Source organism: Microcoleus sp. bin38.metabat.b11b12b14.051 (genome assembly GCF_013299165.1).
GTDB lineage: Bacteria > Cyanobacteriota > Cyanobacteriia > Cyanobacteriales > Microcoleaceae > Microcoleus.
In genome coordinates this window covers 99,089-121,375 of sequence record NZ_JAAFKD010000017.1, presented here as the reverse complement: position 1 = coordinate 121,375, position 22,287 = coordinate 99,089, and the positions used below count along the sequence as shown (strand labels likewise).

The following is a 22,287-nucleotide window of genomic DNA, read 5'->3' as shown; positions in this document are numbered from 1 at the left end:
GGCCGCAGCTCACCCAGGTCTGTCTAGCGTGATCGATTAGTTAGACAATTGGAACTTGATTTTTAAGGGCAAAAGAAATGCTTCAAATATATGGACATTCTCTATTCCTCTGTTTCAATCAACTCTAAACCATTCATCCAATCCTTGCCTAATTTTGAATTAGTAATTATAGTCTTTAAATCATTTTTTATGATGTCTCTAAAATTTGGAGTGTCTTGAATTCTAAGCTTCCAATTTTTTAGCCAGAATTCTTTAGGTAAACGTTTAATGATATCTAACACTTTTTCTTCAATTTCATCACTTTCAAATACATCTAGTAAATCCATCTCCCAAAAATATACTAATCGGTCAGTGATATACTCATTGAAAGCACTAATATTTGCCTTCCTCATAAATTGATTATTTTTTCCAAAAAGCTCTGGGTAATTTCCTTTCACCGCTCTCCAGGTTGCACAGAAAAACTCGATTAAGGAATCTTCATCATTTTCAAGCACTGTAAAAGACTTACGAATATATCGCATTGTTTGTTCTATGGCAGTAATTGGCACTAGATGAGTTTCTTCTGTAATCTCTCTGTTATAAGACCAATCTAATAAATTTTGAAATGGGCTTGATGGAGAATCATTGAGAGACCTAAGTATCAGTGGCTTATCACCATATTTAACACGCGCTAGTACAAGTCGTTTCTCAAGTTCATCTTCATTAAAATCTGCAACAATAGATTTGACATTTTCGGCTGAAACTCGTACTGCTTTATTATTTACTACAATAAACTGGAAAGCTTGTTCTTGACGATTAGCATCTATTAAGCTAACAACAGTTATTGGTAAATCCTCTTTATCAAATTCAGACATACCATAAAGACGGTGCTGTCCGTCTACAATAAGTGCTGGTTTAGTATCTTCCGGTTCATTGTGTTCAAATGAAAACTCAATAATTCCCCAATCGAGTTGATTATAACAGGCATTGAATATGTCTACAGGGTTTTCTAAGGAACTCTTTGTTTGAATAATACCTTCGCTAATTTTTGTACTTAAAGAGGTAAACTTTGCTTTTTCGGGATCAAAAGCTATAAGTATACTATTAGGAATTGTATTGATTGAACTAGCCTCTATGAATTTCGTAACTGCACTAGCTCTAGCTTTTCTTAGTACACGCTGCGCTCCTTTTTTGACATCTTTTATTCGTCGAATCCCCAACCACTCTTTCAAATCTTTTGCGCGTGCATTAAAAACAAAAAAACGAGTTACCTTTTCATCTGTGCGCTGTGATATTAAACTGCCAAAATAACACCTGTGTTCAGTCATAACTATCCCCTTATTTTGTGATGTTTTTCGCAAAAAATCTCTATATTTAAGAAATGCCAACTATCATTGGGATTTTTGCGTCCAAATTTTAACTTTCCCGCATCGGCTGCTGATTTTTCACAAATAGAACACTTAAATTCTCTTTTAGCCCATAAAGCCAATTCATATTCCCTGTTCATCTCCGTCGAAAAGTGTTTATCGTTTTCATCACTTACGAGACATATCTTTTCATAATGAAAATCGCTAGCATCTATATGATCTGACTTTTTACAATTACATTTTGGGCAAGCGACTTCAAGATTGAAATTATGACTTGAACCGCCCATTGCTTTCGGCCATTTATGCTCCACTTGAACTGAGTTGTATGAATCTCCTATATCAAACTCCAGTTCGCCGCCACAGATATAGCAAGCCTTATTATTATTTCTGGCTCTCTTTCTTATGTTATGTTTAGTGCTGTCTGCTACGTCTGCATTTCTCTTATCCAAACACTCACGAATTAAGGCAATAATTTTTCCAATATGCTTTTCAGGAAAGCGCATATCATCTTTCAGGAAAGCTCTCAAATCAGTTATGAATTTTTCATTTCCTTTATCCTCTTTTTTACACTTCCTTTGAAAATAATCAGCGGTTACTATCAGTCGTCGCAATACATAGTTGATGGTGCTATTGTAAACTAAATCTCTCAATTCTCCATCAGCTTGTAGAATATAATCTATTCTTGAAATAAAGGAGTCATTTTTGACATCAGCAGGGAAAATTTGTTTGATAAATTCCCTTAGCTGTTCTCCTGGGTTAATGTTATTTTCATCTACACTTTTTTGCATCTGATAACTCTCTTTGGATTTTATCTCAAACTCAGATGAATAATCGTTGCTTTTAATCGTAATACTTTCCTTTTTTAGCTTTGAGCCCTAGCTCTTATATTTCAATACGCTCTACGACAAATTTCTTGTATTAATCAATAATCCCACTTTTTCTGCATTACTAAATCACTTTTTAATATTTCTTAACTACTATGATGACTCTAGCAGTTCAATTTTCCCTTGTCGAACATTACCCCAAAGCGTTTTCCGAATATCCACCTCACAAAGTATAGTCTATGCAATTTGCATATTTCTGGTACATTGTCGCACTGGGCGACCAATTACAACCTAACACTGTTTTAGCCCAATCACTCTTAGAGAGTGGCTGGCAGTTTTTCGGGGAGAAGACGTACAAGCTGTGGCATTGCCCGATCGCCCTCCTTATGCGAAACCCGACAAACAGGAAATATTATACTGTATGGGTGCACTACAACCCTAACCAACCTCGAAGAGATTGCTCCAGTCGCTCAGCATCAGAATCCGCTAATTTGCCAATTGTCGTTAGAACCAAGCTTTCATGCACTGTATACAAACCTCGCTTGACTGCTGTAGCCACATTTAACCCTGCTGTTGACCATTCAGCAAGTACGAACTCACCCTCAAGTAAGGATGCAGTTTTGCTTGTCAATGGCACAATCATGATGTCTTGAGATACGTGCGGCGCACTCACAACAATTGCTGGTCTCACCTTAGAACTAGACAAGTCTGAAAAGGGATATCTAACCAAAATTATGTCATTTTTAGAGTAGCTGGGCATAGACATCATCCTCAGTATTATCCCAAACTGTATCTAATGATGTTTGACTGGCTTGAAGCCAAAACTCAGTTTCTTCATCAGGTAAGAGTGTTACTAATACTTTTGCCCCTTCGGGTAACTCTGATAACTCCAGCAGTTCAATTTTCCCTTGTCGAACAGTAGCCCAAAGCGTTTTCAGCATATCCACCTCATAAACTATGCTTTATTATGCAATTTGCAGATTTCTGGTAGGTTGTCGCACAGAGCGACTAATTACAACCTAACACTGTTTTAGCCCGATCGCTTGACGGAGAGTGGCTGGCAATGTTTCGCACAGAAGATGGACAAGCTGCAACATTACGGACTCGCTGTTTGCACCGCAGCAGTCGTTTATCCGCAGGAAAGAGTTGTAGTCGGTTATTGCAATGCCATTATCATGGTTGGATATACAATCAAATTTAAACCCGGATTTGCTATCAATTCAAGACGAGTTCTGGATGTTTCGGCTCAAACAAAGGGCGTGTTACTTGGCGCAGCAGGACTGTTTCTAAGCTGCCTTCTACTACCTCTGCTGCTTCTATTTCTAATTCGCCCCACAATAGTCGATCGCCCTGAGCGGGCATTTTACCAAAAGTGTGGATCGCGAATCCGGCGATTGTTTGGTAAGCTTGGTTCGTGGGGAGATTGATCCCGAGTTTTTCGTTAACTGCTGTTACTTCCCAGACGCCGGAAATTAGGGCTGAGTGAGCGTCTTTTTCAATCAGAGTTGCTTCGGAAGCTGGTAGCAGCGGCTCTGACGGTTTGCTGGTAATCGAACCTGTCAGCAGCCGCACAGTACCGTTGAGAACTGCTAGCAGCGGCCACAGTATTTTTGAGCAGATTTCCAGGGCGGGCATCAGTAACAAAGCCGTGCGCTCTGGAGCGTGGGTTGCTAATACTTTGGGGATGAGTTCTCCTAATACTATCTCGATGTATGTAACGAAGATGAAAGCTACGGGAACTGCGATCGAGTGCGCCGTCAGCATTGCCGGAAAATGACCGATCGGCAATTTGTCGATCCAAGGCTCGATCCAGTGTACAGTCGCTCCCTCCCCCAACCATCCCAACAGCAAACTCCCCGCTGTAGTGCCTGTTTGAGTCACCGACAGGTAATGCGGTATGTTGTTCTGCGCTTGGTGGACGAGTTGGGCGGTTTTGGCGTTTGGGCGATCGGGCAACTGAGCGAGTTGCCGGATTTGATGGCGATCTGCCGATACTAATGCTAGTTCTGACGCCACAAAAAACGCGATTAAAAGTGTTAAGCCCAGCAACATTGCTAACCTCAGCAATGTTTCGGCGACTTCTATTTCCAGACAAGTAAGGTTGTTCAAAATAGATAAATAATATGATAGATGTTTTCCGCTAACACTCTTATTTTAGCTTAGCCATTCAGAAAGATTGACATCGGATATCCGCACTACCCGTATTCGTAGGATAAGCAATACGCAGCTTACTTACCCCTAGATGTTGTGAAATCTTACTCTTCCTTCTCTTCTCTTCCTTCGCGCTCTTTGCGCCTTTGCGGTTCGTTAAAAAATCCCAATCACCAGATACAACAATTTGCATCCACCTCATTTTGGGGTTTGTTTACTTAACACGGTTAGCATCGGTGCGTCGCTATAAGATTGTCGATTTTGATGCAAAGAATTCTCAAGGGCGACGCACCCTACGACTCCTTCGCGACTTAACACGGTTAGCATCGGTGCGTCGCTATAAGATTGTCGATTTTGATGCCAAGAATTCTCAAGGGCGACGCACCCTACGGCTCCTTCGCGACTTAACACTGTTAGCATCGGTGCGTCGCTATAAGATTGTCGATTTTGATGCAAAGAATTCTCAAGGGCGACGCACCCTACGGCTCCTTCGCGACTTAACACGGTTAGCATAGGTGCGTCGCTATAAAATTGTCGATTTTGATGCAAAGAATTCTCAAGGGCGACGCACCCTACGGCTCTTACTTTGTGGAACAGGCGTCTCGCCTGTTCTCCTTCGGGCGCGGTTCGTTAAAAGAATCCAATTAACAAACCCCAAACTAATTGCTGTATCAACTCTCCCTTACCTCCCGCAACGAGTTAATTTCCGTCAAAGTCTCCTCCGGATCTGACTTCAACCCGCCTTGAATGTAATTCAACTTCACTTCTTCCAACAAATCCGACAGCAGAGACTGCAATTCCGCGAGAGTTTTCTCATCTTGCAATTCCCGCCGCAAACTTTGATTGAATTCTTGGCTGAAATTATCGATAATTTTGCGCCCTTTATCATCTTCGTAAGTAGTCGCTACCACATCAACCGCAGTTTGAGCCAGATAATTTGCTAGCTGTTCGGTCATTTCCTTAGGCAAAATATTAATCGGCGAGAAAGTTTGCAGGAGTTGATAAAAATCCGACTGTTTGATGGTTGTTTCCAGATTGTGGTGCAGCAATTCTTCTAAACCCGGTTGCACTTGCGGCAAAACTTTGTAAATTGTCAGATCCAAAATCCGGTTGGTTATTTGTTCGATCGTATTTTCCTGATTGACGTGAAGGTACGGCTGCTGCGGTTCCAGCAGTACCCGCGCTGCGTCGCCTTGTTCGATCGAACTTTGAGCTTGATTGATAAACCGCACCATCATGTATTCGGACATTGTATCGGCTAAATAAGCCACTGGTTCGTAGGTAATTTGAGCAACGGCGCGATCGAGATTCACCAAACCAGACTTGTGGAGGCGCACCAACACCGGCAGAATCCGCCACCCCTGCCAAATCGGCACCAGCAGAAACACTTCGTACCAGCGCCTCAGCACAAAATTCGACCAACTTACTCCCGGTTTGCGGCGGGTGTGGAACAGACTTTTAATCGCAAATTCCGCCCAGAAAAAACCGATCAACCACGCATCAATTCGCCAAAACTGGTCAGCCTTTGGCAAATATGCCGAATTGGGCAAACTCGAATTAATGCCTTTAATCGGGTCGTAAAGTTTCACTATACCGGGCAAATAACTCTGATAAACAGGGCGCAACTGAAGGTAACTAAAATGGAAAAGCACCAGCAAGAAATTGACCACCGCTACTAATGCGCTCAGTTTTGCCCAAGTAATTACTTTTTTGGGCGCTTTGACATCGGTGCTGTTAACAGTTGTGTTGGAATTTGACATAAAAGTAATTTTCTGAGTTGGCTAATCGATAAATCTATCTTGTGGCTGAGGCTGAAGAACTCCTAAACTCTTACAATCCCTTGGTAAAGCATAAGTATCAGGAAACCCAAGGTCGTGAACTTAAAAACAGTCATATCGCTGCTCAAACAAACTTTTGCTGAATGGCAAGAAGATAAAGCGCCAACCCTAGCCGCTGCCCTAGCCTATTACACAGTTTTCTCCCTCGCCCCGCTGCTAATTATCGTAATTGCGATCGTCGGTTTAGTCTTTGGTGCAGACGCAGCCCAAGGTCAAATCGTCGGCCAACTCCAAAGTCTAATCGGCAAAGATGGCGCCCAAACTGTCCAAGAACTGATTCTCAAAGCCTCAGAACCCAAGTCGGGAATGATTGCTACTTTAGTCGGCATCGCTACACTTTTGTGGGGCGCTTCCAACGTGTTTACTAATCTCAAAGAAGCTCTCAATACTATTTGGAATGTTTCGCCTCCTCCGGGACGGGGTATCTGGGGATTTTTGCAAGACCGCGTATTGTCTTTTGCGATGATTTTAGGCATCGGCTTTCTACTGTTAGTATCTTTAGTAATTAGCGCTGTTTTAGCAGCCGTCAGCTTTTGGTTGAACGGTTTGCTACACTTACCCGTCAACATTTGGCAGATTGTGGACTTTGCTATCTCCTTTGGTGTAGTTACGTTACTGTTTGCCTTGATTTACAAACTTTTGCCCGATGTCGATCTTGCTTGGAATGATGTGTGGATCGGCGCTGCCATCACCTCAGTCCTGTTTACGATCGGCAAATCCCTAATAGGAGTTTACCTAGGAGGTAGCGGTATTGCCTCTACCTACGGTGCTGCGGGATCGTTCGTGATTATCCTGCTTTGGATTAATTATTCCGCTCAAATTCTCTTCTTGGGCGCCGAGTTTACCCAAGTTTGGGCTAACCGATACGGCTCTCGAATGCGAGCTTCGCGAAATAGTACCCTTCACAGCGAAAAGGGGGAATCTCCTACAGGCAAACATCGGAACAATTCTTAATATTTGACAACTTGAAAATTAGAGGTTAAACTAGATACCCGCATTTGATAGAAGCAAGAGCTAAGCAGGCAGAAAGCGGAAGAAAAGAACAATTTTGAAGGCAATAATTCTGCTTTGTTTGAGATCGGCCTCTAAAATTATGTCTAGAGGATGATTTACTTCTGCTTTCTCCACAACCAAAACCATTGATCCCGAAAGGTAAAAATTAGACCTGTGACTGACGGGAGCATCTGGGACAGCAACCTCAAAGCTGGTGGAAGTTTGACAGCGGCTCAAATCCAGAAAAATCTCTTCACCCTCGTTTATTTCCATTTAGATTATCTAGAGTTTGAGCTGCTGCTGGTCTCTGTCAGCAGAAGGAAGTCGTTTATCAATTTTTTGCCTGCAATTTATCCCTGAGGGATGATTGATCGATCGCCTATTTTGACTTTAATAACAATTAGCAGTTACCTTCCATTTCCCGCACAGTAGCCAAAATCGCACATTGAATCGGCAGTAAGTTTTTTTTAAATGTTGGTAAACAATCATGATTTCATTAACTAAAAAACGCATCGCCCTGATCTCGGTACACGGCGATCCGGCTGTGGAAATTGGCAAAGAAGAAGCGGGCGGGCAAAATGTTTACGTGCGTCAAGTAGGTGAAGCTCTGGCGAAACAGGGGTGGCAAGTTGATATGTTCACCCGATCGTCCGATCGCCAACAAGCAAGCATTGTCCCGCACAGCCCGAATTGCCGGACAATCCGCCTAGTAGCAGGGCCACAAGAATTTATTCCCCGCGACGAACTTTACGCATATTTGCCTATTTTTGTGCGCGAATTTCAGAAGTTTCAGTTAGAGTCAGGCATTCAATGTCCCTTAGTTCACACGAATTACTGGCTGTCTTCTTGGGTGGGAATGGAGTTGAAAAAATCTCAACCCCTGCGGCAAGTTCACACCTATCATTCTTTGGCAGCGGTTAAATACAAGTCGGTTTCGACAATTCCGATGATTGCCAAAACCAGGCTGCAAGTGGAAAAAACTCTTTTGGAAACAGCCGATCGCGTGGTGGCTACCAGTCCCCAGGAAAAAGAACACATGAGGTCTCTCGTGTCCTCAAAAGGCAATATAGATATTATTCCTTGCGGTACCGAAATAGAGCGGTTTGGGTCGATCGGGCGATCGGCAGCCCGCCAACAGTTGGGAATAGCCCCGCAAACCAAAGTCGTGTTGTACGTCGGCCGTTTCGATCCGCGCAAAGGCATCGAAACCTTAGTGCGCGCTGTGGGGCTGTCAGCGCTGCGCCAAGGCGATTTAAAACTAATTATCGGCGGCGGCTGGCGCGAGGGACAATGCGACGGTAAAGAGCGCGATCGCATCGGCAGCATCGTTCAAGAATTAGGCTTAAGCGACATTACCAGCTTTCCCGGTGGCTTGAGCCGAGACATTCTCCCCGCCTACTACGCCGCAGCCGATGTCTGCGTCATTCCCAGCCACTACGAACCCTTCGGTTTAGTCGCCATTGAAGCGATGGCCTGCGGCACGCCCGTAGTCGCCTCCGACGTGGGAGGGCTGAAATATACCGTAGTGCCGCGACAAACCGGTTTGCTGGCGCCGCCGAAAAATGAAGCACTGTTTGCAAGTGCGATCGATCGGCTGTTAGTTGACTCAGCATGGCGCCAGCAACTCGGACAAGCAGGCCGAGTGCGCGTCCAAACCTATTTCAGTTGGGACGGTGTAGCCTCCCAACTAAGTCAACTTTACACTCAACTGCTCGAAAAAGCCGTGATGAAACTTGACCCCGTGAGCGCTTAGTAGTATCACTTAGTATGGTTGAAGCGAGTTTCCATTGATCCCTATCCATCTCATCCGTTATAACTGGGAACCTTCAACTAGAAGTGATATCAGGAGGTACTCTTGTACGCACCCGAACATCTGGGAAGCCATCTGCAACCCATAGAAGACATCGAGCTAATTCGCCTCTGGGTGGAACGCCAATCCCACCGCAGCAAGCGCTTTAGCTGGCAGGCGGCAAACCGTTTCCGGCTGTTTGTAGAAAAACCTCTCGCAGCAGTGACTCTGACAGATGTCCAGACTTTCGCCGCAGCGATGAGGGTTCGCAAAGTTCCACCCCGTTTCTACAAGCAAACCTTGCTAGCGCTGAAATCTCTGTTCGCCTTCGGCCAGCAAACGAGAATCTTGCCCGCAGTCATTCCGTTGGATGCGTGGCCAGTGCGACAGCCCAACGAGCAGTCCAAACGCCTCCGCTTAAGGCTGCGGTGGAGTTTGTGCATCTGTCTGTGCTTTTTTTTGGGTAGAATCACCCCAAAACTTTGGGGTCAAACAGTCTCAGCAGAAATATCGCCACCTCCGAAACGCCTGAGTATCCCGACAGAAAGTTCGCCCTCTCCCCAGCCGTTGCCGTCGGTTGCTGCTGAGGATAAAGTTGCAACTGACGATAGCATCGAGCGCGATCGAGTCAAAGCCTTTCTCGACACCATCGCCGCCGCCGAAGGCACCGCTAGTCCCGACGGCTACCACACCCAGTACACCGGCACCAAATTTGCCAGTTTCAGCGATCATCCCAGAGAAATGAGATGCGGCCGCCGCTACGGCACAAAGCTATGTTCCGACGCTGCGGGGCGCTATCAGTTTCTGAGCACAACTTGGGACAGATTCGCCAAAAAATTTAGCCTCACCGATTTTAGCCCCCAAAATCAAGATTTTGTAGCCGTAGAGTTAATCCGAGAAAAAGGTGCCTTAGAAGATATAGAAGCGGGTCGATTGGAGTCAGCAGTCAAAAAACTCGCTTACATTTGGCCTTCTTTTCGGCGTTTTGGCGGTTCCGTGGACTCGTCGATGCCCAAACTCGAACAAATGTACCTCCAAAATTTAGGGATTTACCGCCCTGAATTGGTTGTCAGCCATTAGACAGTCGATTTGAGATTTGAGATTTGAGATTTTACTTGCAGCGCAGTGAATCTGGGAGCTTGAACAAAAGTCTAAAATTTGAGGAGTATCTACTCATAAGCATCGGGGGCTGGTAGCCGTTTCTTGTGAGTCAATATTTTAACGACGAGTTACGAGTTGAGTTTAGGGATTTTGGTTGAAATTTTAACAGCCAAAATTGAGACTGGGGGATTTATGGGTTATGTCTATGGTTTGGGATGTTAAAAATTAGGCTAAGCTAGTTTTCCATCTTCCATGTTAACGATGCGATCGGCAATATCCAAAATGCGGTTATCGTGGGTCACTAACAAAATAGTACAACCCTGCTCTTTGGCAAGTTGCTGCATCAACACCACCACTTCGCGCCCGGATTTGCTATCTAGGGCCGCTGTTGGTTCGTCAGCCAAAACAATTTGCGGGCGACTCACCAAAGCGCGGGCGATCGCAATTCTTTGTTTTTGTCCGCCCGACAAATCATCGGGATAATAGTTAACCCGTTCTTGGAGCCCTACCAATGCTAGCATTTGCGAAGAGCGATCGCGCATTTCGGCACGCGACAAATTCCCATGAACCTCCAAACCCATTTGCACGTTTTGCAGCGCCGTCAAACTGCGATGTAAGTTGTGTGCTTGGAAAATATAGCCTATTTTGCGGCGCCCTTTCACCAATATATCGGAACTAGCCTTGCACATCTCTTGACCGAGAATTTTGAGACTGCCAAATTGAGTTGACCGCAGTCCGCCAATCAAAGTCAAAAGCGTAGTTTTTCCCGAACCGGAAGGCCCCGTCATCAGCACGATTTCACCAGCATTAATGTCCAGATTGATGTCAAAAAGTACCTGTTTTTGCAGTTGACCTTGACCGAAGTAGTGGTCGAGGTGATGTGCAGAAATTACAGGTTCAGGAATCTGTAAATTGTTGGTTGTTTCGCAAACAGTAGCATGATTCATAATTTATACCTCAATACGGTTTACTTAATATTGTCCGAAGAGAGGAACGAAGCAATCGCACAGTTTATTTTTCATAGCGTTTTACCCCTAGGAGGGTTTCTAGTCGTAGGGTGCGTCGCCATTAAAAATACCTAAAAAAATCGACAATCTGGTAGCGACGCACCTGTGCCATTGCAGTTCTTGTAAACAACCCTCCGTTCAGAAATCAATTCAAAGTTAGGTTTCTAGTCGTAGGGTGCGTCGCCATTAAAAATACCTAAAAAAATCGACAATCTGGTAGCGACGCACCTGTGCCATTGCAGTTTTTGTAAACACCCCTTCGTTTCACTCTGCCTAACAATTATTTTCTTTGGTTTATTTAGTTAATCCTGTAGGCATAGGTGCGTCGCTATGAGATTGTCCATGTTTATTTGGGGATTTAGAAAGCGACGCACCCTACGACTTATATACTGTGAACCTGGCAAATGCGGACTGAAGTCCTCACTACGAACGAGATTAAAACATATCTGCCGGGTCGGCTGCTTGCAGTTTTCGAGTAGCAATCGTGCCTGAAATACTGCACATGACCACGTTCAATATTAATACTGTAACTGCTCGAACCAGCGTCATATACAGCGGCAGATTTGTGGCTTTACGAGTTAAGGCGTAAAGTCCGAAAGAGATTCCTAATCCTGGTAAAAAACCGATAATTGATAAAATCAAAGCTTCTTCAAAAACAATTCCGAGTAAATAAACATTGCGGTAGCCCATCGCTTTAAAAGTAGCATATTCTCCCATGTGGTCGCTGACATCGGTTGACAGAACTTGGTAAACAATAATGACGCCAACTACAAAACCCATCGCTACGCCTAAATTAAACACAAAGCCAACCGCAGTATTCTTAGCCCAGTAATTTTTCTCAAAATCGATAAATTCTTGTTTAGTTAGTACCTTGACATCATCCGGCAAGTATGCTGTTAAAACTTGTTGAACTTGCAGGGGGTCAGCACCAGGTTGCAGTTGAATTAATCCGGCATTAACACTCCCGGAGTTTTGTCTGGGAAACAGGCGCAGGTAATTTTGATCGCTAGTCATCAAGATGCCGTCGGCGGCAAAAGATGCTCCAACTGTGAATAAACCGCTGACGCTAACGGTGCGCCGCTCGATCTCTGTTTTAACCGATGTTCCTTGATTAATTTGCGCGATCGTCCTTTGGTAATCTCCCCTCGCAGCGCGATCGAACAGCACCGTATCCGGCAATTTTATCGCGCTCAAATTTTGGTTGACTTCCGGTAGAGCAAACGCAGGGCGATCTGGATTGAAACCCACCACCATCAGCGAGGTTTCGCGCCGAGTTTCGGGATTTTTCCAGTTGGCAATTTTGACATAAAGCGAATCCGCTGATTTCACGCCCGGTACATTCATTGCTTGATACAATCTGCGCCGGGGAAATGAAGACAAATTAATCAAATTCCGGGCTTGGGGGTGAATCAAAACTAAGTCTGTTTGCAAGGTTGTGTGCAGGCGCGTATTGCTGGTGTAGAGGGCATTTTGGAATCCCAACTGCATGAACATCAGAATATCAGCAAAAGCAATTCCTGCTACTGCAACCGCCATTCGTCCTTTGTCGTGACTCAGTTGCAACCATCCGATAGGAGTTCTGTTTCTTAACTGTTGTAAGGGTTTAATTAGTCCAATCATATCTCTCTTCTCTTCCTCTATTTTCTCTGTGTCCTCTGCGCTCTCTGCGGTTAAAAACTTCTTAATTCTTAATTTCCCCCGATCGCAACCTTGACTTGCAAATTAGTCAATCCCGCTACTTTCTGGCTGGAAGCTGCATCTAAGCGCACTTTTACTTCCACAATTCGGGCATCAATATTGGCAGAAGGATCGGTGTTAACAATATTTTGCCGCTGCACCTGCAAACCGATGTATTCGACACTTCCCTGCAATTCCCCCTGGAAAGAATCGCTGGTAATTTTGGCTGGCTGTCCAATCCGTACTTTGTCCACATCGCTTTGGTAGATTTCAGCCACCGCCAGCATTTCGCGAGTTTGTCCGAGTTCGACAATCCCGTCGTTTCCGACTTTTTCCCCCGGATACGTGTGAATTTTTAGGACTTGAGCATCTCTGGGAGCGCGGATGTAAGCTAGAGCTAGATTGGCTTTGGCTTGTTTGGCGGCGGCTTGGGCGGAACCGACTTCGGCGGCGGCTGCTTCTATGTCAACGGGGCGCACTTCGGCGATGCGATCGAGATTTGCTTCGGCTTCGTCTATTTGCTGTTGTCGAGATTCCTGAATTTGGCTGAGTTTGGCTTGGGCTTCGTTAATCTGCTGTTGGCGAGATTGCTGAATTTGGTTGAGTTTGGCTTGGGCTTCGTTAATTTGTTGTTGGCGGGATTGGCGAATTTGGTTGAGTTTGGCCTTTCCTTCGTTGAGTTGCTGTTGGGCTGTTTCGGCGGCGAGGCTTTTGCTGTCGCTAGTTGAGGCCGAAATTGCTCCTTGTTGATACAGTTGCGAGTACCGCAGTTGTTCGTTTGTGGCGTTGCGGAGTTCGGCTTCTATGCGCGCAATTGCTGCTTGTTGGGTTTGAATTTCCCCTTGTTGTTCGGCGATTATGCGCGCAATTGTGGCTTGTTGGGCTGTAATTTCGGTGCTGCGATCGACTTCTAAGCGAGCAACGATCGCCTGTTGCGCTGTGATTTCGTTACTGCGATCGGCTTGCAAGCGGGCAATACTGGCTTTCTGGGCTTGAATTTCGCCATTTTTGGCTCCGGCTTTCACTTTTGCAAGATTTGCCTCGGCTACACGCACTTGTTCTCTAGCTTGCTCAAAGGCGGCTTGCTGGCGATCGCGATTGTCGAGAATTGCGATCGTTTCACCTGTTTTCAATCTGTCTCCTTCTTTTACCAGGAGTCGATCGATCCTGTTACCATCCGCCGCCCCAGATCCCGAAACTTTAATCACTTCTCCCCTAGGTTCCAGTCGCCCCAAAGCTGTCACTGTGGTTAATTGGGATGCTGCGACGGTGGCGGCTGCGGTTGCTGCGTTGGGATCTCGAATGTGCGATCGCCAGATCGTGTAACCAGTAGTTCCCCCTGTCACCACCGTTGCTAACGCTGCCACAACTAGGAGTTGTTTAACTAAGGGTGAATTTGAGGATAAGGTTTCTGCGGTTAATCGGTGTACCATGACACACCTCATGATTTTGGTAAGTAAAAAACTAAACGGTTTAGTTTATGTTTAAATACTAAACCGTTCAGTATAATGATGTCAAGACCCCAAGCAAAAATTACAGAAACCAACGATGGCCAGGACAAAACCGATCGAACCAGACGCAGCAGCAGGTGATAAAAGCGAGCAAATCCTGCAAGGTGCGATGCAAGAATTTTTAACCCACGGCTACGCGGGCACGAGTATGGACAAGGTAGCAAAGACGGGGGGAGTTTCCAAAGCCACGGTTTACAGCTACTTTCAAGATAAAGAGGGATTGTTCGCGGCCTTGGTTAAGTGGCTGGCGCTAAAAAAAATCCATTTTACAATTCTCGATGAAGAACCCGCCGTAGCGCTGCGATTTATTGCCACAACTATATTGGATCAGGCGACGCACGAACCAGAATTTCTCAATTTCGTCAGGTTAGTGATTGCGGAGTCGGGGCGTTTTCCCGAGCTAGCGCAGACATTTGTGAGAAACTTGGCTAAACCGGGTATCGATCGGCTGACTGAATATTTAACATCGCATCCAGAGTTAAAATTGCCCGATCCGGAGGCGACAGCGCGGATTTTTATTGGCTCTCTGGTATATTTCCAGTTAACGCAGGAGATGATGCACGGTAAAGATATTATCCCAATGGAGCGCGATCGAGTAATCGACGCTCTGCTGCACTTGATTTTACCCCCGCAGTCGAATTCCTAAGGGCGGATCTCTCGTATTTATGGTGAGAAGGTAAGCTAATAGTCTAGCAGTATCAACGGTTTCAATGCTCAGACCTCACCTTCTTAGTACGATCTGCTACTTACACCAAGCATCCGCCAGAGCCCTGTACCGCACGTTTCAGTGGATAAAACACAGATTTACTGGGGTTTCCCCTGGAACGGTACAGATCTGGATTCCTCAAACCGATCGAGAGCAGTATGTGCAGATTGCAAGTAGCCTCTACGAGTGGCGACAGCAGTGGCAGGATCGGATAGATCGATCGTTTAAAACGTCTATTCCCAGCCATCTTAACAACGGTAAACTGAAAGTATGCGTTGTTATCACCTCCGACTTAAATATTCTCAAGAGCCTGCCGACAGGTATAAATAGTCAGATTATTCGGCCGCTGCATCCTGTCTGGAGTTTAGTCGCTAATGTCAAAAATGCCACCTACTCAATTAAAGGCATCGAGATTCGCGGATCTAAGCATTTTGAGCCAGGAAGTGCGGTTTATCCTTGTCGTCGCTGGTCTGGAGATGGCTATGAGCGTCCTTATGTTGTGGGATTGCAACGGGATACTCACAAATTTATCTCGATTATCTGCCCGACTTCCCGCTTGGAAAACTGGAGAGTAGAGCTAGTCGAAAATCCAATTGTAATTTTTCAATTGAGGCATACCACTGGTGGTTGGGATAGTAACGATCGAGAGGAAGCACAGTTGCTAGCTGACGCGATGAATCGTCGCGCGCAGTAGTTTGTGTATGTTGGGTCCAGTAACGAAACCCAACACGAGCGTCAATCCTATTTGAAAATGTTGGGCAAGCGCGTTGCGTAAGGTTCACATCGATCGCAAATTTTACTCAGATGCTTCACCTAACCTTTGCCTCAACTCATCAGCCGATAACTGCGGCAGTTGTTCTACAAACAATGTCAATTCTGCCAGAGGCAATGCTAATAAATTAGTAACGGCTGCTGGCAGAAGATCGCCTAAATCGGGCGATCGCCCTTGCAAGACACTTTCCGCCAACAATTTTACCGCTGATTCCCGCCCTGTCTCATCGACTGTCAGCATCGACAATGCCAGCAACAGCATGGTAAATTCCGCCGCCGGCAACTTGGAGATTGGAGAGAGAAAAGCTGTCATTTTTGGAGTTAATTCTCCAAATCTCACTCGCAGAAAGTTCTCTAATATTAAGCGTTGTTGTTCTTGTCTGCCTTGTTCTTGTCCTTGTTCTAGTCCTCGTTCCAGCCCTCGTTCCAGCCCTCGTTCCAGGCCTCGTTCCAGTCCTCGCTCTAGTCCCTGTTCCAGTCCCTGTTGCTGCGCTGCTTCTAATTGTTGTTGAAAAAGTGGTGCGATCGCCATAATTAACTCCCGCTCTTCTGGCTCTAATTCCTGTTGGGTATCAGTTACTAAGTTTGACTGTAGCCGATATAGCAATTCTAGCGCAATAATCCGTAACGGATCGTCCGTTGCTAAAGCAGTCAATTGGGCGATCGCCCGCTGCTGCACTCCACCCTTACCTAAAATCCTCAACCACAGGGTTTCGGGAGTTTCCGGCAACTGGTGAATCGCCACAATGGCGGTACGCAACGATGCACCAAAAAAATAAATTCCCGGCACCCAATTCTCCGTATCCGCTATCGCATTAAAACTATCTACCATAGGTTTGGATGCCGTGGGCATCAGAATCCACAACCTCGGCAATCGATCGTCATCAAACCGAGTATTTTCTCGTCTAAATTTTCGCTCCAATTCGCCCCGCACGTCCAATAACTTGCCCAGACAGGTACAAATTTCACTGACACTTGCCGGATTGCGAAAAGGTTCAAACATTGCCGTCGTGCTTGCCATTTTACCCAACAATCCCAGCGTTTCCGAGTATTCAGGACTTGCGGTGCTCGGAGTGAAATAAACATCAATTTCTCGCACTTCGGAACTGACATCTCTACCGATATTCACTGTTCCCAGTGGCGAAAGCAATTCCTCTAGGTATTCTTTGGCAAACAGATCGTGAATGAATCTTGTCATATAAATTATTCACACATTAAACAATTTTTTTAGCCGTTTTCTCACCCATTCTACAGGATTTTCATCATCTTCGGCTGCATCTACCAATTCCATTTCTCGCAATATTTGCTGTCTCTCGCTTAACTCTTCTTTGTGCTTGACAATCTCTTGAACAATTTGTTCCGATAAATCCGGTCGCTCCGTTAAAACTTTCTGGAAACCTTCCTTATTAATTGCAAATAAAATTGTTTCTTCCAAAGCCCTCACCGAAGCCGTTCTGGGGATTCCCAACATCAAAGAAAGTTCCCCCAAGAACTGACCAGCGCCGAGATTGTTCAAGTGCTTGTCAATAGCTTCGACAAACACTTCTACCGAACCTGAAAGAATCAGGTAAAAAGCATCTCCCGGGTCATTTTCGCGAAATAAAAATTCTTGCGGCCGCAGCCTTTGGCGGTATCCAACTTCAATCAATTGACGCAATTCGAGATCCGTCAGAGTTTCAAAGTATTCTACCTCTCGCAGCAAACAGCTAAGTGACGATCGCTTTTTTATTTCACCTGGGGAAATCGGATTTTTTTTACCGTTGTGTGAGGATTTCTCCGTCGCCTCATTTGCAGTTTCATTTTTCTTGAAAAACGACAACAAAACTTCAGGATTTTTCAAATAAATTTCTCGATCGTTGAATGGAAAATCGATTCCCTGCTGGCGGAAATTGTACTCGATCGCAAAATTCAACGAACTTTTAATTACTTCTCTTTCCGTCGGCTTGTCAGTCCAAACTAACAGCTCAAATTTAAAGCTATCATCGCCAAACTCAACAAACAATACTTTCGGATTTGGTTCGTACAAAACCCCTGCTTCGGCGTAAGCAATATTTAACAGCGTTTCTGTCACTAACAGCGGGTCGCTATTTTCGGCTACTTCTATGGAGAGTCGCAGACAGAGTAGCGGGTTTTCGTAACTCCAGTTAACAATTTTGTTGCTAATCATGGTGCTGTTGGGAACTATGACGCTGGAGTCATCGTTGGTAGTGATAATCGTCGATCGAATCGAGATTTTTTTGACAATTCCCATCAATCCTTCTAATTCCACAAAGTCTCCGACTTTCACCGGTCTGTCTAAAAGCAGCGTTAAACCGCTGACAAAATTAGTGGTTAAATCCTGTATTCCAAAGCCAATTCCCACGCCCAATCCCCCCGCAACTACTGCCAAAGAAGCGAGATTGAAACCGATGCTTTGGATGGCGGTGACAACTCCCAAAGCTACGATTAAGTAGCGCAAAATTACAGCAATTGCTTCCCGGTTTCCCTCGTCAATTCCCAATCTAACCAGCAAGCGTTCCTTCAGAAAGTCTGTAAAAGATCGCGATATAACCAGGACAGCCATGAACAATACAATCAGTTCCACAATCGACCGCAGCGATACCGGATTGTCCCCGATTTTAAATAAGGTAGATGTAAATACCTGGGAGATATCTGTCAGTAATTCTTGGGGGATTGTATCTACAGTCATTTTGTGGCAAATTAGTAAATATATTGCTATTTCAACCGCTTTAATATCGAGCGGCGAAGTTGGATAATCTAGGAGGAACTTGCTTGCTACTGAGATATTGTATCATTGCTAATAAGTTTTTCAATAGCGGGCGGGACACCCCACAATCAACTTGATTTTTTGTGGAAAAAGTCAGAAAGCCTGTGATTGAAAATGGTGCAATATCTCAGTTAATCCAAACTTTTTTTAATTTCTCGCAGATAGCGGGGATGACAGGGTGTTCCCGTGCAAACAAAGCTAGCTGGCATATTTTTAAAGACGCTGCTGCGAGCTCCAATTAAAGCATTGGCACCGATTTCTACACCCGGGCCAATGAAGCAGTCAGCAGCAATCCAAACGCCATTATTGATGATAACAGATGCTGTAATTAAGCCAAAAGCTGGGTCTTGAGGGTCGTGAGTGCCGGTGCAGAGGTAACTTTTTTGAGAAATTACGCAGTGTTTGCCGATCGCGATTCGCTCCAAACTGTACAAGACAACATCATCACCAATCCAACTATAATCTCCGATTTCAATTTTCCAGGGATAGGTAAAACGAGCCGTAGGGCGAATCACCGCACCTCGACCTATTTTTGCTCCAAATAACCGCAGCAGCCCGCTTCTGATGCTATTACAAGGGTGTGGAGTGAGGGGAAAGGCGATCGCCTGCACGAACCACCACAGCAATATCAGCCAATTAGGCCTGCCGCGATCGAAATTTGACTGATCATACAGCCGCAAATCAATTAAAGATTCACCTGTCAAACTATTTGACTGATTCTCGCTAACTGGCAGAGAATTGATCGCAGGATCTGGGGAATTGGCGACAGAAGGAGGCGGTTCCGAATCGGGAGTTGGCGGATGAGAAGTCATGTAACTCAAATATATTAATTTAGGTTCGTAGTGAGGACTTTAGTCCGCATCTAAGAAAGGACTAAAGTCCTCACTACGAACCTGATACTTTTAACACAGCTTAAACAAAGTAGAGTAAAGCTAATTTATTTGTGCGACCGTATACCGTTATAATTCAATATCATTGGGTTAAGAGCGTCAAAGAGATAAAACCATGTAAAAAATAGACTCTGCGATTGCTTCGTGCCTCGCAATGACAATCCTAACTGAACCGTATACAGTTATCATTAATTTAATGTTTAATTGAGAATGGAATTTGACTTCAAGGACTGCTGCATGATATTTCCAGTTAAGGACAATTTTGATTCTCAGACCAAAAATGCGTTAGCTAAGCCCGCCCCTACGGGAGGCTCATCAACGAAGACGATCGCCCGCTGCGGAAATTCCCAGCCCAAAGTTGGCAAAGTGCGGCTGTTACAAACGGCGTTGGTACTGCTTAGCAGCTTTTTTGTAGCAGAGTTAATCGCTGCGATGGCTTCTCACAGTTTGTCCCTGCTAGCGGATGCGGGGCACGTCCTCTCAGATGTGGCGGCTTTGACGATAACTTTGGCCGCGACTTGGTTTTCCTCCAGGAAGACAGGAAAAGCCGGAAATGCGCCTCATGCTTCGGGATTGCCCGATCGCCCTGAGATCGTTGCCGCCTTAGTTAATAGTATCAGTTTAGTGGCGATCGCCCTGTGGATTGCCTGCGAGTCGATCGACCGATTGCTGTCCCCAACTCCCGAAGTAGATGGACTGCCGATGTTAATTACCGCCATTGTCGGTTTAAGCGTCAACTCTGTCAACGCTTTTTGCCTGCATTCTTGCTGCCACGGCGACCTCAACCTTAAAAGCGCCTTTCTGCACGCAGTTGCGGATATTTGTTCTTCGATTGGGGTAATTGTAGCAGCGATCGCCGTGGCTTGGCTGCACTGGAATTGGGCGGACGGCTTGATTAGCTTGTTGGTGTCCGGGGCGATCGTATTATTAACACTGCCGCTATTAATAGAAAGTATCCGTTTGCTGCTGGGTAATGTATCTGAAATTTCCGCCATTCAACAGCCTTGCGACTGCCCAAAACAAAGCGCCGAAAACTTACTTTTTCCCTCACTAGAAGAACTCATTAAATGAAGCTTGCAGTTAAAAATAACCTTAAATTTCGCTGAAGTAAGTTGTCAATACAAACCGTTGAGTTCGTAGTCCGGACTTCAGTCCGCTATAAAGCAATACAGTTCACTTAAGAAATAACAACAGGGAAAACCGATGATAAATAGACATTGCGATTGCTTTCATAAAATATCGCTTCGCTCACGTTCCTCTCTTCGGATCATGTTAAGTAAACCGTATTGCGCTATAAAGCTGCGGACTAAAGTCCGCACTACGAACCAAACCGTTTTTGTTGAGGTAATCGACCCGATATGAGCTAACTATATTTAGTGCAAAAGTTCTTTCAATTAAACTTTCGGATGCTGGACTTCAGTCCGCAGCTTTATAGCGGACTAAAGTCCGCACTACGAACCAAACCGTTTTTGTTGAGGTAATCGACCCGATATGAGCTAACTATATTTAGTGCAAAAGTTCTTTCAATTAAACTTTCGGATGCTGGGAACAACGTCCCACAAAAAATGTGGGACGGGCAGAATAACCCTTTTATAGTTATTTTTGTAAGATGTTTATTAAGCCGATATCAGCTCGTTCAAAACCATGAAAAAAATCATCATTGGCATCATGGGCCCCGGCGAAAGTGCCACATCAACCGATTTAGAAAACGCCTATCAACTCGGACAACTCATCGCCGGTGCAGGATGGATCTTGCTAACTGGCGGCAGAAATAGCGGCGTGATGGATGCCGCCAACAAAGGCGCAAAAGCAGCTAACGGTTTAACAATCGGTATCCTTCCCGGGAATAACACTCGCGGCATTTCTCAAGCAGTAGATATTGCCATTGTCACCGATATGGGAAACGCCCGCAATAACATCAACATTCTTTCTTCAGATTTAATAATTGCCTGCGGTATGGGATCGGGAACAGCTTCGGAAATAGCCCTCGCCCTCAAAGCTGACAAGCAAGTTATTTTGTTAAATGACAGCCGGGAGAGCCAACTTTTCTTTAAAAAATTAGCAGAATCTAACATTTTTGTGGTAAACAATGCTGTAGAGGCTATGAATCAAGTTCGTGAAATCCTAGCAAATCCCAGATGAAATCCAAGATGAGAGTAAGCAAATTCAACTTTTGTGCGATCGGCATTTTCCTAACTTTGGGGATTTGCCTCAGCACCAAAGCAGACGGAGGAATTGCACAGTTCAGTTTCCGCAACAAATCCACTCAAACTTTAGCACAAACCCTCCCTCCTCCTCCCCCTCCTGCCCCTGCAAAATTGCCTGTCACCGAACAAGAAGCGCCGCCGATTACTAGCGAATCAGGGCCGGATCAAATAGCTTTAGCAACCCATTTGCAGAGGATCAGAGTCAAAATGTACGGTGCTTACTGGTGCCCGCACTGTCACACGCAACAAGAACTTTTCGGGCAACAAGCGTTTAGCGCAATTACTTACATTGAGTGCGATCCCAGAGGAAAAGATGCTCAACCAGATTTGTGCAAAGCCGCCAAGATTCAAGCTTATCCCACTTGGGAAATTCGCGGCAAATATTACCCAGGTAGGCTATCTTTGGAAAAAATTGCTATCTTATCCGGTTATAAAGGCAGCAGCAACTTTCAGCCACCACTTCCCTCTCCTTAACCATATCTAAATTAGTTAGCGACACTAGCACCCTAAGAAACCGGGTTTTTGAACCTAGATTGACGGTTATGGGGAATTTTTTAGTTAAAAACCCGGTTTCTGGCCACCCCTGTGTCTAGGAGTATAAACGTAAGGTGCAGAAGTAGCTAAAATTATGACTTTTATGACTCCAACTTCTGAATAATATGAATTGACATCACAGCGAGCTGGTTATTTAATTGTAAGTAGGCGGACA

The 22,287-nt window shown here is 45.1% G+C and carries 22 protein-coding genes and 1 pseudogene; 9 read left to right on the top strand and 14 right to left on the bottom strand.

All coding sequences use genetic code 11. From position 1 onward, the window contains the following. Positions 1-101: 101 nt before the first annotated feature. The 4 genes from QZW47_RS18795 to QZW47_RS18780 form a co-directional block, all read right to left on the bottom strand. Positions 102-1,307: a DGQHR domain-containing protein gene (locus QZW47_RS18795; RefSeq protein WP_293129574.1), complete on the bottom strand. Its 1,206-nt coding sequence runs from the start codon at positions 1,305-1,307 to the stop codon at positions 102-104. Between the two features lie 2 nt (positions 1,308-1,309). Then, positions 1,310-2,134 carry an HNH endonuclease gene (locus tag QZW47_RS18790; RefSeq protein WP_293129572.1) on the bottom strand — a complete coding sequence of 275 codons (825 nt, stop codon included), beginning with the start codon at positions 2,132-2,134 and terminating at the stop codon, positions 1,310-1,312. A 466-nt stretch (positions 2,135-2,600) separates the two neighbouring features. Next, positions 2,601-2,930, bottom strand: a complete 330-nt coding sequence (locus QZW47_RS18785) for a type II toxin-antitoxin system PemK/MazF family toxin (protein WP_293129570.1) — start codon at positions 2,928-2,930, stop codon at positions 2,601-2,603. Continuing rightward, positions 2,914-3,111, bottom strand: a complete 198-nt coding sequence (locus tag QZW47_RS18780) for a hypothetical protein (protein WP_106333869.1) — start codon at positions 3,109-3,111, stop codon at positions 2,914-2,916. Before QZW47_RS18780 ends, QZW47_RS18785 begins: the two co-directional genes overlap by 17 nt. Before the next feature lie 86 nt (positions 3,112-3,197). Here QZW47_RS18780 and QZW47_RS30185 point away from each other — a divergent pair. Beyond that, positions 3,198-3,371: pseudogene (locus QZW47_RS30185) on the top strand (Rieske 2Fe-2S domain-containing protein); the annotation flags it as partial. 14 nt (positions 3,372-3,385) lie between these two features. On the opposite strand, the gene QZW47_RS18775 reads toward QZW47_RS30185, so the two are convergent. The 3 genes from QZW47_RS18775 to QZW47_RS18765 all read right to left on the bottom strand — a co-directional run bounded on the left by QZW47_RS18775 (position 3,386) and on the right by QZW47_RS18765 (position 6,081). Then, positions 3,386-4,279: a CNNM domain-containing protein gene (locus QZW47_RS18775; RefSeq protein WP_293129569.1), complete on the bottom strand. Its 894-nt coding sequence runs from the start codon at positions 4,277-4,279 to the stop codon at positions 3,386-3,388. Positions 4,280-4,519: 240 nt separating this feature from the next. Beyond that, positions 4,520-4,834 carry a hypothetical protein gene (locus QZW47_RS18770; protein ID WP_293129567.1) on the bottom strand — a complete coding sequence of 105 codons (315 nt, stop codon included), beginning with the start codon at positions 4,832-4,834 and terminating at the stop codon, positions 4,520-4,522. Between the two features lie 158 nt (positions 4,835-4,992). Further along, complete coding sequence (locus QZW47_RS18765) at positions 4,993-6,081, bottom strand: hypothetical protein (RefSeq protein WP_293129565.1); 1,089 nt, start codon at positions 6,079-6,081, stop codon at positions 4,993-4,995. Between the two features lie 114 nt (positions 6,082-6,195). On the opposite strand from QZW47_RS18765, the gene QZW47_RS18760 reads away from it, so the two are divergent. Then, on the top strand, positions 6,196-7,113 hold the full coding sequence (locus QZW47_RS18760) for a YihY/virulence factor BrkB family protein (protein WP_293129563.1): 918 nt from the start codon (positions 6,196-6,198) through the stop codon (positions 7,111-7,113). A gap of 60 nt (positions 7,114-7,173) precedes the next feature. Here the strand turns inward: QZW47_RS18760 and QZW47_RS18755 are convergent, their stop codons facing one another. Continuing rightward, positions 7,174-7,425, bottom strand: a complete 252-nt coding sequence (locus tag QZW47_RS18755; protein ID WP_293129561.1) for a hypothetical protein — start codon at positions 7,423-7,425, stop codon at positions 7,174-7,176. A gap of 214 nt (positions 7,426-7,639) precedes the next feature. Here QZW47_RS18755 and QZW47_RS18750 point away from each other — a divergent pair, with 214 nt between their 5' ends. Next, on the top strand, positions 7,640-8,905 hold the full coding sequence (locus QZW47_RS18750) for a glycosyltransferase family 1 protein (protein ID WP_293129559.1): 1,266 nt from the start codon (positions 7,640-7,642) through the stop codon (positions 8,903-8,905). Positions 8,906-9,007: 102 nt separating this feature from the next. Then, on the top strand, positions 9,008-10,021 hold the full coding sequence (locus QZW47_RS18745; protein ID WP_293129557.1) for a glycoside hydrolase family 104 protein: 1,014 nt from the start codon (positions 9,008-9,010) through the stop codon (positions 10,019-10,021). A gap of 251 nt (positions 10,022-10,272) precedes the next feature. Here the strand turns inward: QZW47_RS18745 and QZW47_RS18740 are convergent, their stop codons facing one another. The 3 genes from QZW47_RS18740 to QZW47_RS18730 all read right to left on the bottom strand — a co-directional run bounded on the left by QZW47_RS18740 (position 10,273) and on the right by QZW47_RS18730 (position 14,159). Next, positions 10,273-10,989, bottom strand: coding sequence for a DevA family ABC transporter ATP-binding protein (locus QZW47_RS18740; RefSeq protein WP_293129555.1), 717 nt, complete (start codon positions 10,987-10,989; stop codon positions 10,273-10,275). Between the two features lie 495 nt (positions 10,990-11,484). Further along, positions 11,485-12,669 carry an ABC transporter permease DevC gene (devC, locus tag QZW47_RS18735; protein WP_293129553.1) on the bottom strand — a complete coding sequence of 395 codons (1,185 nt, stop codon included), beginning with the start codon at positions 12,667-12,669 and terminating at the stop codon, positions 11,485-11,487. Between the two features lie 68 nt (positions 12,670-12,737). Beyond that, the gene (locus QZW47_RS18730; protein ID WP_293129551.1) at positions 12,738-14,159 is read right to left on the bottom strand and encodes a biotin/lipoyl-binding protein; all 1,422 of its coding nucleotides are present in this window, start codon (positions 14,157-14,159) and stop codon (positions 12,738-12,740) included. Between the two features lie 115 nt (positions 14,160-14,274). Between QZW47_RS18730 and QZW47_RS18725 the strand changes: the two genes are divergently transcribed. Both QZW47_RS18725 and QZW47_RS18720 read left to right on the top strand, forming a co-directional pair. Further along, positions 14,275-14,883 carry a TetR/AcrR family transcriptional regulator gene (locus tag QZW47_RS18725; RefSeq protein ID WP_293129549.1) on the top strand — a complete coding sequence of 203 codons (609 nt, stop codon included), beginning with the start codon at positions 14,275-14,277 and terminating at the stop codon, positions 14,881-14,883. A 64-nt stretch (positions 14,884-14,947) separates the two neighbouring features. Beyond that, positions 14,948-15,637 carry a hypothetical protein gene (locus QZW47_RS18720; RefSeq protein ID WP_293129547.1) on the top strand — a complete coding sequence of 230 codons (690 nt, stop codon included), beginning with the start codon at positions 14,948-14,950 and terminating at the stop codon, positions 15,635-15,637. 102 nt (positions 15,638-15,739) lie between these two features. Here the strand turns inward: QZW47_RS18720 and QZW47_RS18715 are convergent, their stop codons facing one another. The 3 genes from QZW47_RS18715 to hpsU form a co-directional block, all read right to left on the bottom strand. Beyond that, a complete protein-coding gene (locus tag QZW47_RS18715) occupies positions 15,740-16,912 on the bottom strand; it encodes a flagellar assembly protein H (protein ID WP_293129545.1) in 1,173 nt (390 codons plus the stop codon). Positions 16,913-16,921: 9 nt separating this feature from the next. Next, on the bottom strand, positions 16,922-18,403 hold the full coding sequence (locus tag QZW47_RS18710; protein WP_293129543.1) for a mechanosensitive ion channel domain-containing protein: 1,482 nt from the start codon (positions 18,401-18,403) through the stop codon (positions 16,922-16,924). A gap of 209 nt (positions 18,404-18,612) precedes the next feature. Continuing rightward, positions 18,613-19,293, bottom strand: a complete 681-nt coding sequence (gene hpsU / locus QZW47_RS18705) for a hormogonium polysaccharide biosynthesis acetyltransferase HpsU (protein ID WP_293129696.1) — start codon at positions 19,291-19,293, stop codon at positions 18,613-18,615. 315 nt (positions 19,294-19,608) lie between these two features. Between hpsU and QZW47_RS18700 the strand changes: the two genes are divergently transcribed. The 3 genes from QZW47_RS18700 (at position 19,609) to QZW47_RS18690 (ending at position 22,052) form a co-directional block, all read left to right on the top strand. After that, positions 19,609-20,442, top strand: coding sequence for a cation diffusion facilitator family transporter (locus tag QZW47_RS18700; protein ID WP_293129541.1), 834 nt, complete (start codon positions 19,609-19,611; stop codon positions 20,440-20,442). A gap of 573 nt (positions 20,443-21,015) precedes the next feature. Continuing rightward, complete coding sequence (locus tag QZW47_RS18695) at positions 21,016-21,513, top strand: TIGR00725 family protein (protein ID WP_293129539.1); 498 nt, start codon at positions 21,016-21,018, stop codon at positions 21,511-21,513. An 8-nt stretch (positions 21,514-21,521) separates the two neighbouring features. Beyond that, entirely contained in the window at positions 21,522-22,052 is a 531-nt protein-coding gene (locus QZW47_RS18690) for a hypothetical protein (RefSeq protein ID WP_293129537.1), read from the top strand. Positions 22,053-22,287 lie beyond the last annotated feature (235 nt).